General features: G+C 39.7%; 11 protein-coding genes. 8 read left to right on the top strand and 3 right to left on the bottom strand.

Annotation, left to right across the window (positions count from 1 at the left end; all coding sequences use genetic code 11):
- Window positions 1-277: 277 nt before the first annotated feature.
- Both nadC and B0169_RS00780 read right to left on the bottom strand, forming a co-directional pair.
- Window positions 278-1165 (bottom strand): carboxylating nicotinate-nucleotide diphosphorylase, encoded by an 888-nt coding sequence (gene nadC, locus B0169_RS00785; protein ID WP_077283750.1) that lies wholly within the window; start codon window positions 1163-1165, stop codon window positions 278-280.
- On the bottom strand, window positions 1166-1687 hold the full coding sequence (locus B0169_RS00780; protein ID WP_077283748.1) for a retropepsin-like aspartic protease family protein: 522 nt from the start codon (window positions 1685-1687) through the stop codon (window positions 1166-1168).
- Between the two features lie 91 nt (window positions 1688-1778).
- Between B0169_RS00780 and ampD the strand changes: the two genes are divergently transcribed.
- The 7 genes from ampD (at window position 1779) to B0169_RS00745 (ending at window position 11096) form a co-directional block, all read left to right on the top strand.
- Window positions 1779-2363, top strand: coding sequence for a 1,6-anhydro-N-acetylmuramyl-L-alanine amidase AmpD (gene ampD / locus B0169_RS00775; RefSeq protein WP_202971799.1), 585 nt, complete (start codon window positions 1779-1781; stop codon window positions 2361-2363).
- A gap of 118 nt (window positions 2364-2481) precedes the next feature.
- Window positions 2482-3357, top strand: a complete 876-nt coding sequence (gene ampE, locus B0169_RS00770; RefSeq protein WP_077283744.1) for a beta-lactamase regulator AmpE — start codon at window positions 2482-2484, stop codon at window positions 3355-3357.
- A 322-nt stretch (window positions 3358-3679) separates the two neighbouring features.
- Complete coding sequence (gene pdhR, locus B0169_RS00765; RefSeq protein WP_143323450.1) at window positions 3680-4441, top strand: pyruvate dehydrogenase complex transcriptional repressor PdhR; 762 nt, start codon at window positions 3680-3682, stop codon at window positions 4439-4441.
- A 102-nt stretch (window positions 4442-4543) separates the two neighbouring features.
- Window positions 4544-7219, top strand: a complete 2676-nt coding sequence (gene aceE, locus B0169_RS00760; protein ID WP_077283740.1) for a pyruvate dehydrogenase (acetyl-transferring), homodimeric type — start codon at window positions 4544-4546, stop codon at window positions 7217-7219.
- Between the two features lie 25 nt (window positions 7220-7244).
- On the top strand, window positions 7245-8903 hold the full coding sequence (gene aceF, locus B0169_RS00755) for a dihydrolipoyllysine-residue acetyltransferase (RefSeq protein WP_077283738.1): 1659 nt from the start codon (window positions 7245-7247) through the stop codon (window positions 8901-8903).
- Window positions 8904-9167: 264 nt separating this feature from the next.
- Window positions 9168-10598 carry a dihydrolipoyl dehydrogenase gene (lpdA, locus tag B0169_RS00750; RefSeq protein WP_077283736.1) on the top strand — a complete coding sequence of 477 codons (1431 nt, stop codon included), beginning with the start codon at window positions 9168-9170 and terminating at the stop codon, window positions 10596-10598.
- A gap of 159 nt (window positions 10599-10757) precedes the next feature.
- On the top strand, window positions 10758-11096 hold the full coding sequence (locus tag B0169_RS00745; protein WP_077283734.1) for a hypothetical protein: 339 nt from the start codon (window positions 10758-10760) through the stop codon (window positions 11094-11096).
- A gap of 242 nt (window positions 11097-11338) precedes the next feature.
- On the opposite strand, the gene B0169_RS00740 is transcribed toward B0169_RS00745, so the two are convergent.
- Entirely contained in the window at window positions 11339-14134 is a 2796-nt protein-coding gene (locus B0169_RS00740; RefSeq protein WP_077283732.1) for a bifunctional aconitate hydratase 2/2-methylisocitrate dehydratase, read from the bottom strand.
- A gap of 529 nt (window positions 14135-14663) precedes the next feature.
- Between B0169_RS00740 and acnB the strand changes: the two genes are divergently transcribed.
- Entirely contained in the window at window positions 14664-17255 is a 2592-nt protein-coding gene (gene acnB, locus B0169_RS00735) for a bifunctional aconitate hydratase 2/2-methylisocitrate dehydratase (protein WP_077283730.1), read from the top strand.
- The last annotated feature ends 114 nt before the right edge of the window (window positions 17256-17369 follow it).

Raw genomic sequence — 17369 nt, 5'->3', positions numbered from 1 at the left:
TTACCTTTTTCATCATTTAAAATGTAGGTTGTCTAAGTGTGGTGTAAATTTGATTGATATTCGTGGTAAAGTGAAATGAAATACACAAAAATAAGTTAGTCATTGATGTAGAGCAAAATAATTTTGACCTACATCAAATAACTGATTAATAACCCTAGACTGTTGAGTTTTTATGGTTGGTGTGCATATGCATATAGTAAAGCGCATTTATTGCTGTGCTGCTGGTATTAAGCACGGAACAATTTGTTGCTAAAGTAAGCACGAAAGAACAGCAGGCTCAAACAAAACGCATGGAAAGATCTACGGCTTGCACGTGTTTGGTTAGTGCACCTACAGAAATAAAGTCTACTCCCGATTTTGCATAATCTTTTAATGTAGTTAGTGTCATGTTACCTGAAACTTCTAATTTAGTGCGACCAGCAAATATTTCGGCAGTTAGCTTCACGGCTTGCTCGATCATTGGCGGACTAAAGTTATCGAGCATAATAATATCAGCCCCGGCATTTAGGGCTTGAGTTAACTCTTCGATAGTCTCAACTTCAACTTCAACCGTTTTGTCACTATGATTGATACGTGCGGTTGCAATCGCTTTTTCTATGCCACCGCAAGCGGCAATATGGTTTTCTTTAATTAGAAAAGCATCAAATAAGCCAATTCTGTGGTTTACACCACCACCACAAGTTACGGCGTACTTCTGTGCGCTACGCAAGCCTGGTAAAGTTTTTCTGGTATCGAGTAATTTGGTGGTTGTACCTGTTAGGTGTTTTACATAGTCACTGGTAATAGTAGCTGTGCCTGAAAGGCTTTGTAAAAAATTTAACGCGGTACGTTCACCTGTTAATAAAATACGGGCATTACCTGATAATTCAAATAGTGTCGTATTGGCGCTAACATGTTGGCCATCGTTAACAAACCAAGTGATTTTTGTGTTGGTGTTATAGATATTATCTAGCTGCTTAAATACTTCATTTACCCAGGCTACGCCACAAATGACACATTCATCACGACTAATTATGTTAGCTACTGCTTGATTTTCCGATGGAATAAGCTCAGCGGTAATATCGCTGCTGTTGCTAAGTTCATCATAGGTATTTACGCCTAGGTCTTCACATAAAGCCCATGTAACGGTTTTGGTTATGTCGTGTAATAATGAGTCTGGTAACATCTAAAGCTGCTCTCGTAAAATAAGTTGTTTTCCGGTTTGGCTAAATTCTACTCTTTTTAGGGCACTCATGCCCAACAGAATTTCGTCTGATGCCATACTCGGATTGATATGTGCGGCAACATTATACAGGTAGATATTGCCAATGCGTAATTCATTTAACTGGGTTTGATAAACAGTGATAGTGCCATTGGCGGTTTGTACTCGATACTTATCGCCAGCTTGCAATGATAATGTGTCGGCTATACGTGCAGGAATAGATACCTGAGTGGCACCGGTATCAAGTAAAAAAGTCACCGCAGTACCATTAATAGCACCGTTGGTAACATAATGTCCTTGTCGATTTTGTTGCAAGGTTACTTGTGCTTTGCCATTGCTTTGTAATGACAACTTAGGGTCTTGGTTTGGATTGTATTGCTGATCGAGTAAGTCTTGAAAAACAAAAACTAATAAAGCAATGCCGATAAGCCAAGCAATCCAAATAAAATATTTGCCAAAGCTTGTTGTAGTGTCATGTTCAGTCATAGTTAGTGATATTGATCTTAGGTTGATGGCTTGTCCTATGACCTACTTTACTATTTAATAGCGTTAGGATAAACACGATGGCGATTATTGTATGATAATGCTGAAAAATAGCCGAACAAATAGTGCCGATTGGGTTATTGAAAATGGTTGGTTAACTGGTGCTGATATTCAACCGTCTAGCCACTTTGAGCCCAGAGATAAAAACGAAAGTATTAGTTTACTGGTTGTACATAATATTTCGTTACCTCCGGGGCAGTTTGGTGGCAATTATATAACTGATTTTTTTCTTGGTCGTTTAGATCCAACATTAGATCCCTATTTTGAAACCATATATAAGATTCGGGTATCGGCGCATTGCTTGATCAAACGCAACGGCGAGGTCGTACAATATGTTTCTTTCAATGATAAAGCTTGGCATGCCGGCGTTTCTCGTTATCAAAATAGAGATAAATGTAATGACTTCTCTATTGGCATAGAGTTGGAAGGTACTGATGATATTCCATATACTAAAGAACAATATCAGCAGCTTAGTCAGTTAAGTTGTACGCTCATTGCTGCTTATCCAGCGTTAAAAGGTCATATTGTTGGTCACTGTGATATTGCTCCTGATCGAAAAACAGATCCAGGAACAGCGTTTGACTGGCAGCACTTTAGAGCAACACTTGAAAGTAACTGATTTTTTAGCTGTGAGTAAAGCCAAAAACACTGACGGCAAACGGTGTGGGTTTTAAACGGACATCTACCTTTCAATAGGCAGAAAATAAATATTTTTATTTAATATTAGGGTAAATCAAATGAGCTTAATTAGTTTGTTAATTGCACTGATTGCTGAGCGCTATTTATCATCAAGTGCTTGGCAATTTAATACTTTTTATCAACGCTATGTCAGCATGCTTAAGCAAACTAAACTTTTTGCTGATTATCGACACTCAACTGTTTTAAGTTATCTGGTTATTTTTATTCCGGTACTTGGCTGTTATTTTTTATTAGCACAAATAGATAATGCTTTACTGCATTTAATTGTTTCAACCCTGATATTAATTGTCTGCTTTGGTTGTGTAAAAACTAGAGAAGCTTATAAATGCTATTTACAGTCGGCATTTAAAGGTGAAATGACCAGTTGTGATCTACAGCGCTTACAGCTGTTACAAGATAAAAATATTGAAGAGATGGGCTTTGGCCAATCATTGGTTTGGTTAAATTACCGTTATTTTATTGCTGTTATGCTATTTTTCGTGCTTTTTGGTGCGGCAGGAGCATTATTTTATCGCTTATTAACCACGATAAATGAATGCGCTAATGAGCAAGATGTTGTCGTACCTGATGCAGCGCATGAAAATAGTAATAGCGAGATAGGTGATGGCAATAATCAAGCAAGTCAGCAATTACTTTTCTGGGTTGATTGGTTACCCGTGCGACTTGTGGCTTTTGGCTATATGTTTGTTGGTCACTTCTCGAAAGCTATGCCGGTTTGGTTAGAAAACCTATTTGAATTTGAGAAAGCACCAAGTAAAGTATTGATAGCTGTTGCACAGATGTCAGAGGATTATATGGTTGATGCTGATGACTGTACTGCCGAGCCTTGTTTACTGGTTAAATTAGCTAAACGTACATTGTTGCTATTTTTAGCGTTAATCGCGGTATTAATTTTAACAGGCATACTTTCCTAAAAGCTACTTGATAGCTTAACCACCATAAGATGCAGTCATAGGCTAAAGTGTAAATTTTAGGTGCTATAGCTATATAAGTTAATTTTCTGCTATCAATATTTAATTTAAAGCATCATTTCAACGGTATAAAATGATGCGCCTTCCCCCTATCTGCCAGTGCCTAAAAATTCGCCTGTAGGTTTACAATTGAATAAGCATTTGCTACATTATGACCCTTAAAAACAAGTGGTAAGACCAATTTACCACTTGTTTTAGGCTAAAATAAAAAGCTTAGCCTAAAACGTATTAACATAATGAAGGGTTTTAGATGTCAATTCCGAGTATTAAAAAACCGGTAAAACAGGCCAAGCTATCAGATATTATTATGGCTCAGCTTGAGACAATGATCCTCGAAGGCAGCTTAAAGCCTGGTCAAAAGTTACTAGCTGAGCGTGAACTAGCAAAACAATTTGACGTTTCTCGGCCATCATTACGCGAAGCCATTCAAAAGCTTGAAGCTAAAAATTTAGTGACACGTCGCCAAGGTGGCGGTACTTATGTAAATGAGCAAATTTTAGGCGGCTTGTCAGACCCACTATTTGCTTTAATGGCCAATAATAAAGAATCACAATTTGATTTATTAGAATTTCGTCATGGTATTGAAGGTATGTCTGCTTATTATGCCGCTATGCGTGGTACACAAGCTGATTTTGATGAAATTCAGCATAAACATGACAATATTGGTAGTGCACAATTAGAAGATAATTATCGTATTGAAGCGCAGGCTGTATTTGAATTTTACTTAGCCATATGTGCTGCTAGCCATAATGCCGTTATTTTACATCTGGCGCATAGTATGGCGCCTTTGCTCATCGATAATATCGAGAAAAATTTAACTATTTTGGCGAAAAGACCTGATGTCTTTAGCCAGATATCTGATTATCGCACACGTTTAATGAGTGCCATTATCAGTGGTAAGCCCCAAATAGCTTGGGGAGCTAGTCATCGCCATTTAGCTTTTATTGAAGAAGTGCTACTGAAAATGACGCAAGAAAATAGTCGCATGGAACGTTCGATGCGCAGAATGAAAAAAACAGAATTTTAAAATTTTTTGAACAATGACTTGAGTTAAGGATTTTTGCTTAAAAGCAGCTATCTTTAAACAATTAAATTTACTTAACAAATAACAATTGGAGACTAAGTAATTATGTCTGAGCTCCCAAATCTAGATATTGATTCAATGGAAACCCAAGAATGGTTAGAATCAATGGAGTCTGTGTTAGAAAATGAAGGCCCAGAGCGTGCTCATTTTCTATTGGAAAAGTTAATTGATAGAGCCCGCCGCAGCGGAACTCATTTACCTTTTGATGCTAAAACAGCTTATGTAAATACTATTCCTCCAGGATTAGAGCCACATATGCCAGCAGATCAAACCATAGAGTCACGTATTCGTGCCGCTATTCGTTGGAATGCGTTAGTGCTGGTATTACGTGCTTCGAAAAAAGATTTAGAGCTTGGCGGCCATATTGGTAGCTTTGCTTCTTCATCGACATTATATGATGTCGGTTTTAATCACTTCTTTAAAGCATCGTCAGAAAAAGACGGCGGTGATTTCATTTTTGCTCAAGGTCATATTTCTCCAGGAATATATGCTCGTGCATTTATGGAAGGTCGATTAACAGAAGAACAGATGAATAACTTCCGTCAAGAGTGTGATGGCAATGGTTTATCTTCTTATCCTCACCCGCATTTAATGCCTGACTTTTGGCAGTTCCCAACTGTTTCAATGGGTTTAGGTCCACTACAAGCTATTTATACCGCACGTTTTCTTAAATATTTAACTGATCGCGGTATTAAAGATTGTTCTGGTCAACGTGTTTATTGTTTCTTAGGTGATGGTGAAACTGATGAGCCTGAATCATTAGGTGCTATCGGCTTGGCAACACGAGAAGGCTTAGATAACTTAACGTTCGTGATCAACTGTAACTTACAGCGTTTAGATGGTCCTGTTCGTGGTAACGGTAAGATCATTCAAGAACTTGAAGGTACTTTCCGTGGCGCAGGTTGGGAAGTAGTGAAAGTTATTTGGGGTTCATACTGGGATTCGTTAATTGCCCGTGACACATCAGGCAAGTTAATACAGTTAATGAACGAAACCGTTGATGGTGAATACCAAAACTGTAAAGCCAAAGGCGGTAAATACACACGCGAAAACTTCTTCAATAAGTACCCTGAAACAGCGGCGCTAGTAGCTAATATGTCAGATGAAGATATTTGGCGTTTAAACCGTGGTGGCCATGATCCGGTAAAAGTTTATGCCGCTTATGAAAAAGCAATGAATACTAAAGGTCGCCCAACAGTCATTTTAGCTAAAACGGTTAAAGGTTTTGGTTTGGGTGCCTCTGGTGAAGCATTAAATATTGCTCATAACGTCAAGAAAATGGATGTTGATGCAATTAAACATTACCGTGACCGTTTCAATATTCCAGTCAGTGATGACCAAATTGCCGATTTACCTTTCTATAAATTCCCTGAAGATAGTGAAGAATTTAAGTACATGAAAGCACGTCGTGAAGCATTGGGTGGTTCATTACCTGCACGTCGTCAACAAGCAGAAGAAACACTTGATGTGCCGGCGTTAAAAATATTTGAACCTATCCTAAAAGGTTCAGGTGAGCGCGAAGTTTCATCAACAATGACTTTCGTGCGTGTACTTAACAGCTTATTAAAAGATAAAAAAATTGGTAAACGTATTGTGCCAATTATTCCTGATGAAGCACGTACTTTTGGTATGGAAGGCTTATTCCGTCAAGTCGGTATTTACGCCAGTGAAGGTCAAAAATATGTACCACAAGACGCTGACCAAGTCGCTTACTACCGTGAAGATAAGAAAGGCCAGGTATTACAAGAAGGTATTAACGAGTTAGGTGCTATGGCGTCTTGGGTTGCTTCAGGTACATCTTATTCAACCTGTAATGCAACGACAATTCCATTCTACATTTACTACTCAATGTTTGGTTTCCAACGAGTGGGTGATTTAGCATGGGCGGCAGGTGACAGCCAAGCACGTGGTTTCTTATTGGGTGCAACTGCAGGTAGAACCACACTTAATGGTGAAGGCTTGCAACATCAAGATGGCCATTCCCATGTACAAGCCGGTTTAATCCCTAACTGTGTTACGTATGACCCAACTTATGGTTATGAAATTGCCGTTATTGTCCGTGAAGGTTTACGTCGCATGTACGAAGAAAATGAAAATATTTTCTTCTATCTAACGCTAATGAACGAGAACTATCAGCATCCAGCAATACCTGATAATAAAACCATTGAAGAAGAAATTATCAAAGGTATTTACCAACTTGAACGTGTTGAAGCTAAAAAAGCTAAAGCCAATGTACAGTTGATGGGCTCAGGTACTATTTTACAAAAAGTACGTCAAGCAGCTCAAATTTTGTCAGCTGATTACGGTGTATCAAGTGATGTTTACTCAGTAACTTCATTCAATGAATTAGCTCGTGACGGACAAGAAGTTGCTCGTTGGAATATGTTACATCCAGAAAGCAAACAGAAAACAGCTTATATTTCTAACGTTATTACCGCTGACAAAGGTCCTGCAATTGCTGCAACTGACTATGTTAAAAACTACTCAGATCAAATTCGTGGTTACATTAATACCGAGTACCGTGTTTTAGGTACCGATGGTTTTGGTCGTAGTGACAGTCGCGCTAATTTGCGTCAGCATTTTGAAGTTGATCAAAACTATATTGTTGTTGCAGCACTTTATGAGTTGGCTAATCGTGGAGATATTAAACACTCAGTAGTGAGTGAAGCTATCGCACGTTTTGACATTAATGCTGACAAACTTAATCCGCTTTACGCGTAATTAAGACGAGATAAGGAATTAAGAAATGTCTGATATTGAAAAAATTCTCGTCCCAGATGTCGGTGGCGATGAAGTAGAAGTTATTGAAATATGTTTTGCTGTTGGCGACAACCTTGAGGCAGATGAAGGGATCCTTACTGTTGAAACAGATAAAGCATCGATGGATATTCCCGCGCCATTTGCTGGTGAGCTAGTTGCTTTAACTGTCAGTGTTGGCGATAAAATCAAAGAAGGTGATGTTATTGCTGAAATGAAGAGTGCTGCCGCAGGTGGTGAATCTTCAGAGCCTGAAGTTGCAGCACCTGCTGAAAAGCCTGTTGAACCTGAAGTGAAAGCAGAGGTTGCCGCTCAAGCGCCAGCACCTGTAGCAGCCCCAGCGGCAACAAGCAGTGAAATTATTGATATCGCTGTACCTGATATTGGTGAAGACGGCGAAGTCGATGTTATCGATGTACTCGTTGCTGTTGGTGATGTCATTGAAGCAGAAGATGGCTTAATCACTTTAGAAACTGATAAAGCGACGATGGATGTACCTTCTTCACACGCCGGAACAGTGAAAGAAGTTTTCATCAGTACGGGTGATAAAGTTAAGCAGGGCTCAATTGTTATCAAGCTAGAAACTAGCTCAGGTGCACCAGTTGTTGCTGAAGCGCCGGTTGCTGCCCCTGAAAAAGCCGAAGCGGCTGTGCCTGCTCCTGCTGCGAAAAAAGCAGCACCAGTACCGCATCATCCACAAGTGGGTTTAACGAATGCTGGTTCTATTTATACTTCGCCTTCTATTCGTCGCTTAGCGCGCGAATTTGGTGTTGATTTAACGGCAGTGAAAGGTTCTGGTCGTAAAGGGCGTATTCTTAAAGAAGACGTACAGTCATATGTTAAATATGAACTTTCACGTCCAAAAGCTAATGCTGGTAGTTCAGTTGCTGCAGGAGAAGGTGGCTTACAAGTTGTGAGTGCTAAGCAAATTGACTTTGCTAAATTTGGTGAAATTGAAACCAAAGCATTAACGCGTATTCAGAAAATATCTGGACCATTCTTACATCGTAACTGGGTGACAATTCCACATGTAACTCAGTTCGATGAAGCTGATATTACTGATGTTGAAGCATTCCGCAAAGAACAAAATGTTATTTGTGAAAAGCAGAAATTAGGTTTTAAAATCACACCTTTAGTGTTTATTTTAAAAGCGGCTGCCGATGCATTAAAAGCATTCCCAGTGTTTAATTCAAGCTTAAGTGAAGACGGTGAAAACCTTATTCTTAAAAAGTACATCCATATTGGTGTTGCAGTTGATACGCCGAATGGTTTGGTTGTACCGGTAGTGCGCGATGTTGATCAAAAAGGCATTCACCAGTTATCACGCGAATTACTTGAAATTAGTATGAAAGCACGTGATGGCAAGCTTAAGGCTGCAGATATGCAAGGTGGGTGTTTTACTATCTCAAGTCTTGGTGGTATTGGTGGTACAGCGTTTACGCCGATTGTTAATGCGCCAGAAGTGGCTATTTTAGGTGTTTCTAAATCAGAAATGAAACCTAAGTGGAACGGTAAAGATTTTGAACCTAAGTTAATGTTACCGCTATCGATGTCATACGATCATCGTGTAATTGATGGTGCATTAGCGGCTCGTTTTACTGTTCATTTAGCAAGCGTGATGAGTGATATTAGAAAGCTCATTTTATAGTTTGCTTTGACAAAGCTTGAATTAAGACAGTGATGTGAAATAACAAGTTGGCAAAATGAAAACCATTGATAGATTTTCATTTTTGCCCACTTTTCATCAATAATTGCTGATTAAAAGATAGCGATCCTTGTGCGCTTTAAGTAAAATTGCGTCAAGAAAAATACCAATAGTGCTGAAAATATTAATTGTTAATACCTTTAATAAACGTTTGGCAAATATAGGCTGGCATAACCAGCAATAAATACATCAATTTTTGAGGTTAGCATGAGTAACGATATTAAAACTCAAGTAGTAGTTTTAGGTGCGGGTCCTGGTGGCTATTCAGCAGCATTTCGCGCAGCAGATTTAGGTTTAGACGTAGTATTAGTTGAAAGCCGTGAAACGCTTGGTGGCGTTTGTTTGAATGTGGGTTGTATCCCTTCAAAAGCACTTTTACACGTAGCTAAAGTTATTGATGATGCGGCCGCTATGGCGTCTCATGGTGTTACTTTTGGTACTCCTAAAATTGATTTAGACAAAATTCGTGATTGGAAAGAAAGTGTTGTCGGCCAATTAACTGGTGGCTTAGGCGGCATGTCTAAAGCACGTAAAGTTAAAACCGTATTTGGTTACGGTAAATTCACTTCTGATAAAACTATCGAAGTTGAAGGTGCTGACGGCAAAACTACCATTACTTTTGATAACGCTATTATTGCAGCAGGCTCTTCTGTTGTTGATTTACCGTTTATTCCAACTGAAGACCCACGTGTTATTGATTCAACAGGCGCTTTAGAGCTTCAAGACGTACCTGAAGAAATGTTGGTACTGGGTGGTGGTATTATCGGTCTAGAAATGGGCACTGTTTATAAAGCATTAGGTTCAAACGTTTCTGTCGTTGAATTTGCTGATCAACTTGTACCAGCTGCTGATAAAGACATTGTTAAAGTTTACACCAACTTCAACAAGAAAAAATTCAACATCATGTTATCAACCAAAGTTGTTGCAGTTGATGCTAAAGATGACGGTTTATACGTTACTTTTGAAGGCAAAAATGCCCCAGAAGGACAAGTACGTTATGATAAGATTTTAGTTGCCGTTGGTCGCAAGCCAAATGGTCATTTAGTTGCAGCTGATAAAGCGGGTGTTAATGTTGATGAGCGCGGTTTCATCAATGTAACTAACGAGCTTCGTACTAACGTAAACCATATTTTTGCAATCGGTGACGTTGTTGGCCAACCTATGCTTGCGCATAAAGCGGTTCATGAAGCACATTGTGCTGCTGAGGTTATTGCAGGTAAGAAGCACGTATTTGATCCACGTTGTATTCCTTCAATTGCTTATACTGATCCAGAAATGGCTTGGGTTGGTGTTACTGAACGTGAAGCGAAAGAGCAAGGTTTAAACATTGAAATTGCTAACTTCCCATGGGCAGCTTCTGGTCGTGCTATTGCCTCAGCGCGTACTGAAGGTAAAACGAAGATGATCTTCGAAAAAGAAACTGGTCGTGTACTTGGTGGTGCTATTGTTGGTATCAATGCTGGCGAAATGCTTGGTGAAGTTTGTTTAGCGGTTGAAATGGGTGCTGATGCCGAAGATTTAGCGTTAACTATTCATGCTCATCCAACATTAAATGAATCAATCGGCTTAGCTGCAGAAGTATTTGAAGGTTCAATTACTGATTTGCCAAATGCTAAAGCAGTTAAAAAGAAAAAATAATTTGATAATGAAACGTTAGTTTTAAAGTTAAATTAATCAAAGCCAGCTAATTAGCTGGCTTTTTTGTACTTAACCGAAAATGATGGTCATCACTTATACAAATGACTACACTGAGTTATCAAAACGTATTATTGATGTTGTTTTATAGGAGTATATTCAATGAAAAAATTGCTTGTAGTAACCACATTATTACTTAGTGCCTGTAGTAGTCAGCAAGGTATTCCTAATGGCGCATCACAGTGGGATTTTGACCATCAAGTGCAGTTTAAGCAAACAGATTTAAAAGAGGGTAAACATCACCTTCAAGTTATCGCAAAGCAAAATACAGAGTTCAGCAAATTAGCAACATTTTTAATGCGTCAATCACTTCGTATTTGCAAAAGTTATGGCTTTAAGATTGAAGTGTTGGAAGGGGTAGAGCGTTTTGATGATAAGTTGTCATTTCCTAATATGATCATGCCGTCTTTATCAGCGAATATTGAGTGTCCTGTTCAATAATACTTTTGTTGATTGTGCGTCCAGTAGTGAGTAACAATTTATCCGCCATTAAACGGGTAGATGTGCAGCATTACTACTCATAAATATCAATTGAACAGCACATAAAAAAAGGTGACTTATATAAGTCACCTTTTTTATGCTTAACCTTGGTATTCTCTCTCAACTCTTGAACTAAGCATTGAGTGAAATACCAAGTTTAGCTAACGTTTACGCATCATATTAGCTAAACAGGTAGATGAAGCTTATACCATTTTAATTGGTACATATTTAGTGCTCATTTCTTCTGTTGGCGGCGCGAAGCGAGTTAAATCAATGCCTTCCACAGCTGCTTTGTATTCTTCGATTGTTGGGAAACGACCTAATACAGATGAAAGCACAACTAAAGGCGTAGAGCCTAGTAATGACTCGCCTTTTTTCTCTGCACTATCAGCAACAACACGGCCTTGGAACAAGCGCGTTGATGTAGCAATAACGGTATCACCTGGTTCAGCTTTTTCTTGGTTACCCATACATAAGTTACAGCCTGGGCGTTCAAGATACATGATGTTATCGTACTTAGTACGTGCGGCGCCTTTCGGGTTTGCATCATCAAATTCAAAACCAGAGTACTTACGTAAAATGTCCCAGTCGCCTTCAGCTTTTAGTTCATCAACGATGTTGTAAGTTGGTGGCGCAACAACTAATGGCGCTTTAAACTCAACTTGACCGTTTTGTTTTTCAATATTACGTAGCATTTGTGCGATAATTTGCATGTCACCTTTATGAACCATACAAGAGCCTACAAAGGCTAGATCTACTGGTTTGCCATCGTAGTATGAAACAGGGCGGATAACATCATGCGTATAACGTTTAGAGGCATCATCGTTGTTTACATCTGGGTCAGCAATCATTGGTTGATCAATAACATCTAAATCGATTACAACTTCTGCATAGTATTTAGCCGCGTCGTCAGGTGCTAACGCTGGACTAGTGCCTGATTTAACTTCTTCAATACGTTTGTCAGCTAATGCAATTAAGCCTTTAAGCGTACCTGCTTGGTTTTCCATACCTTTATCAATCATGATCTGGATACGGCTCTTAGCAAGCTCAATTGATTGAATTAATGTTTCATCATTTGAAATACAGATTGAAGCTTTCGCTTTCATTTCTGCAGACCAATCAGTGAAGGTAAATGCTTGGTCTGCTAATAACGTACCAATGTGTACTTCGATAATACGGCCTTGGAATACGTTTTCACCACCAAACTGCTTAAGCATTTGTGCTTGTGTTGCATGTACAACATCACGGAAGTCCATGTGACCTTGCATGTTGCCTTTAAAGGTTACTTTAACAGATTCTGGAATCGGCATAGCTGCTTCACCTGTTGCTAGTGCAATCGCTACAGTACCAGAGTCAGCACCAAATGCGACACCCTTAGACATACGTGTATGCGAGTCGCCGCCAATGATGATAGCGCGGTCATCAACAGTAAGGTCATTCAATACTTTATGAATAACATCGGTCATTGCAGGGTATACACCTTTAGGATCACGAGCTGTGATCAAACCAAACTTGTTCATAAAGCTCATTAGCTTAGGAATGTTAGCTTTCGCTTTACTATCCCAAACAGAGGCCGTATGACAACCTGATTGATATGCGCCGTCAACTATTGGCGAGATAGTAGAAGCAGCCATAGCTTCTAGCTCTTGGCAAGTCATTGGGCCTGTAGTATCTTGCGAACCAACAATGTTTACTTTAACGCGCACATCTGAGCCGGCGTGAAGGTCAGTTTCAGAAAGTACACCAACAGCATTTCTGTTAAATATTTTCTCTACCGCTGTTAGACCTTGACCTGCGTGTGAAATTTCTTTCGAAGGTGCATAAACCTGAGGTATTTCAACACCTAGTGTTTCTGCTGCGAGCGTTTGTAGTTTCTTACCAAAGGTAACTGCGTAAGAGCCACCTGCTTTCATGAATTCTACTTTTTGTGGCGTGAAAGCTGAAGAAATGTCTACTAGCTCTTTATCACCGTTCAATAGTTTTTTAGCTTTAGTGTCAATCGTTAAGACAGTGCCGGTAGCTACTGAGTATGCTTCTTCTAAAACTGCATCGCCATTTTCATCAACAACTGTGTTGCCACTTGCATCAACTTTCTTAACCCAGTTTTTAAGATCAAGACCAATACCGCCAGTTACATCAACAGTGGTTAAGAAGATTGGAGAAATACCATTTGTACCTGCAACTACTGGAGCAATATTAATAAATGGCACGTATGGACTTGCTTGTTTACCGGCCCAAAGTGCAACGTTGTTAACACCAGACATACGAGAAGAACCAACGCCCATTGTACCTTTTTCAGCAATTAACATAACTTTTGCGTTAGGGTGCTTAGCTTGAAGCGCTTGTATCTCTTTCTGTGCTTCTTCTGTGATCATGCACTTACCGTGCAATTCACGGTCAGCACGAGAGTGCGCTTGATGACCAGGAGAAAGTAAGTCAGTTGAGATATCGCCTTCACCGGCAATGTAAGTAACTACTTCAATCTTTTCTTCAACATCAGGTAGTTTGGTGAAAAATTCCGCGTTAGCGTAGCTTTCTAACAAGTCTTTAGCTACGGCATTACCTGCTTTGTATGCAGCTTCAATACGTGCAGTATCAGCGTCATATAAAAATACTTGAGTTTTTAATACACTAGCAGCAGGTGTTGATAATGCAGTGTCATCACCCAACGCTAGGTCAAGTAGTACTGCGATAGATGGACCACCTTTCATGTGAGAAAGTAGCTCAAAAGCAAATTCAACAGAAATTTCTGCTACAACTTCTTCACCTAAAATAATTTTTTTCAAAAATGCTGCTTTTTCGCCTGCAGCGCTCGTCGTACCTGGTAGTGTGTTATAGATAAAGAAGTTCAAAGAATCTTCGCGGTGCGCGTGTTCTTTATCTTTAATTTGTTCGATAATTTCCGCTAATAATTCTGCACTATCAATTGGCTTAGGTGCTAAACCCAGCTCATTTTTACGATTTTCAATTTCTGCTATATATTCTAAATACAGGCTCATTTGATACTCTCTCTCTCGCTGTAAGATGCTAATAACATGATCATTAGCTGGGACATATTTTGGCGCTATTTTACCTGATTTTTTAGTGACTATGAATCATTTGGTAAAATAAACACTATTCACGGTGGATATAGCCAACAGAAGCTATAGTTATGTTGATCATATGACCATGGTCTATCGTCATAATTTATCGTCAAAGCTTAACCATAGTCGATGATATGTTTAAGCAGTGTATACCAAATATGTAGCTTAAACATAAATGTGCCAAATCGCTCTAATCATTTAGTCGTAGAACTCGTGTCAGTGTTCTCTTTAAGTTACTGATTTAAATTAATTATAAGCAGCATTAATGGTATCGATACGGCTGGTGATTACTGCCGCAGTTCAATTAATGTACATGTTGGCGTATAGTATTAATGAAATTTTACTTAATCTCAGATACTTAACAAACTTAGTTTGCATCAACTTGGCTAGCAAGTTGAAAGAAAAGAGTTAAGGTTAACTATCGCTTATTTTAGAGGTGAACACCGTGCTTCAAGATTATCGTAAACATATAGACGAACGCGCAGCTGAAGGTATTGTGCCAAAGCCCTTAGATGCCGAACAAACTGCGGCTTTGGTAGAGTTAATTAAAGCTCCACCAGCAGGTGAAGAAACATTTTTAATAGATTTATTAACCCATCGAGTGCCTGCAGGTGTTGATGATGCTGCTTATGTAAAAGCGGGATTTCTAGCGGCAGTTACTAAAGGTGAAGCAACGTCCCCTATTTTATCAGCAGAGCAAGCAACGAAATTGCTAGGTACTATGCTGGGTGGTTACAATATTCAGCCAATGATAGAGCTTTTAGAGCACGAAACATTATCGGCCACTGCCGCTGAAGGGTTATCACACACTTTGTTAATGTTCGATGCCTTTCATGATGTACAAGAAAAAGCGCAAGCAGGTAATACTGCAGCTAAGCAAGTATTGCAATCTTGGGCGGACGGAGAATGGTTTACATCAAAAGAGAAAGTAGCAGAAAAAATTACCGTTAAAGTGTTTAAAGTCAGTGGTGAAACGAATACTGATGACTTATCACCAGCCCCTGATGCTTGGTCTCGCCCTGATATTCCATTACACGCAAAAGCGATGCTAAAAATTGAACGCGAAGGTATTACCCCTGATGAAGAAGGGGCTGTCGGACCAATCAAACAAATTGAAGCATTGCAAGAAGATGGCATTCCACTGGCCTATGTTGGTGATGTGGTCGGCACTGGCTCATCACGTAAATCAGCTACAAACTCAGTGCTGTGGTTTATGGGGGATGATATTCCCTATATCCCCAATAAACGTGCTGGCGGTGTATGTTTAGGTGGTAAAATTGCCCCCATTTTTTACAATACTATGGAAGATTCAGGCGCATTACCGATTGAATTAGATGTACAGAAAATGCATATGGGCGATGTGATTGATATCTACCCTTATGAAGGGGTAGTTAAAAACTCGACTGGTGAGGTTATTGCCGAATTTACACTTAGTCCGGTTTTATTAGACGAAGTGCGAGCTGGTGGACGTATTCCGTTAATTATTGGCCGAGGCCTAACCACTCGAGCTTGTGATGCGTTAGGTGTGTCTATACCGGATATTTTTGCACAGCAAGCTGCGATAACGTCTTCCACTAAAGGATTTACCTTAGCGCAGAAAATGGTGGGTAAGGCTTGTGGTGTGGAAGGCATTCGGGCCGGTCAATACTGCGAGCCTAAAATGACCACAGTAGGCTCTCAAGATACTACTGGCCCCATGACACGTGATGAATTAAAAGATTTAGCCTGCCTAGGTTTTTCAGCTGATTTAACCATGCAGTCGTTTTGTCATACTTCAGCTTACCCTAAACCTGTTGATGTTGTTACACATCACACCTTGCCTGACTTTATGATGAATCGTGGCGGTGTTTCATTACGCCCTGGTGATGGTGTTATTCATTCGTGGCTAAACCGTATGCTATTACCTGATACTGTGGGCACTGGCGGCGACTCACATACCCGTTTCCCTTTAGGTATTTCATTTCCGGCTGGTTCTGGCTTAGTGGCTTTTGCTGCCGCAACAGGCGTAATGCCACTTGATATGCCTGAATCAGTTTTAGTACGTTTTAAAGGGGAAATGCAACCAGGTATCACCTTACGTGATTTAGTGCATGCTATTCCTTATTACGGTATTAAAAATGGTTTGTTGACGGTTGAAAAAGCAGGGAAAATTAACGAGTTCTCTGGTCGCATATTAGAAATAGAAGGGCTTAAAGGCTTAACTGTGGAGCAAGCTTTTGAATTATCTGATGCTTCAGCCGAGCGCTCAGCGGCTGGCTGTTCAATTAAGCTTGAAGAAGACTCTGTGGCAGAGTACTTGCAATCAAATATTGTTATGCTTAAATGGATGATCAGTGAAGGTTATGGCGATGTTCGCACTATTACCCGTCGTATTAATGGTATGCAAGCATGGTTAGCTAAGCCTACATTGATGGCCGCCGATGCTGATGCTGAATACGCCCACATTATTGAAATTGATTTAGCTGATATTAAAGAGCCCATTGTTTGTTGTCCTAATGATCCTGATGATGCAAAACTGTTGTCTGATGTTGCCGGTGTCGACATTGATGAAGTGTTTATCGGTTCTTGTATGACCAATATTGGTCACTTCCGCGCTGCCGGCAAGCTGATTGAAAAGTTTGGTAAAACCTTACCGACTCGTTTATGGGTTGCACCACCAACGAAAATGGATAGAGATCAACTTACCGCTGAAGGTTATTATAATATCTATGGTAAAGCTGGCGCACGTATGGAAACCCCTGGCTGTTCGCTTTGTATGGGTAACCAAGCGCGTGTTGCAGAAAAATCCACGGTACTTTCCACTTCAACACGCAACTTTCCTAACCGTTTAGGTAATGGTGCAAATGTTTATCTAACGTCAGCCGAGTTGGCAGGGGTTGGCGCTATTTTAGGTAAATTACCGTCAGTTGATGAGTACATGCAATACGCATCGCAAATTAATGCTACTGCAGCTGATACTTATCGTTATTTGAATTTTCATCAAATGGACAGCTATACCAGTAAAGCTGATACGGTAATTTTACAAGTTGAAGCCTAGTTTGCTTTTACTTAGCGCTATAGAAACAACAGCGGCTCAGTGATTAGTTGAAGTATGCACTCGGCTGCTGGTTATTATGTACGATAATGCTACTAGTCATGCTGATGGCGATAT

The organism is Cognaticolwellia aestuarii (genome assembly GCF_002000025.1).
Lineage (GTDB): Bacteria > Pseudomonadota > Gammaproteobacteria > Enterobacterales > Alteromonadaceae > Cognaticolwellia > Cognaticolwellia aestuarii.
Note: the sequence above shows the minus strand (reverse complement) of the source record. Positions and strands in the feature narration are given on the sequence as shown.

Excerpts from the sequence above, each read along its gene's own strand:
- aceE (WP_077283740.1), top strand. The coding sequence starts at position 4,544 with ATGTCTGAGCTCCCAAATCTAGATATTGATTCAATGGAAACCCAAGAA.
- B0169_RS00740 (WP_077283732.1), bottom strand. The coding sequence starts at position 14,134 with ATGAGCCTGTATTTAGAATATATAGCAGAAATTGAAAATCGTAAAAAT.
- B0169_RS00780 (WP_077283748.1), bottom strand. The coding sequence starts at position 1,687 with ATGACTGAACATGACACTACAACAAGCTTTGGCAAATATTTTATTTGG.
- nadC (WP_077283750.1), bottom strand. The coding sequence starts at position 1,165 with ATGTTACCAGACTCATTATTACACGACATAACCAAAACCGTTACATGG.
- lpdA (WP_077283736.1), top strand. The coding sequence starts at position 9,168 with ATGAGTAACGATATTAAAACTCAAGTAGTAGTTTTAGGTGCGGGTCCT.
- aceF (WP_077283738.1), top strand. The coding sequence starts at position 7,245 with ATGTCTGATATTGAAAAAATTCTCGTCCCAGATGTCGGTGGCGATGAA.
- ampE (WP_077283744.1), top strand. The coding sequence starts at position 2,482 with ATGAGCTTAATTAGTTTGTTAATTGCACTGATTGCTGAGCGCTATTTA.
- B0169_RS00745 (WP_077283734.1), top strand. The coding sequence starts at position 10,758 with ATGAAAAAATTGCTTGTAGTAACCACATTATTACTTAGTGCCTGTAGT.
- ampD (WP_202971799.1), top strand. The coding sequence starts at position 1,779 with ATGATAATGCTGAAAAATAGCCGAACAAATAGTGCCGATTGGGTTATT.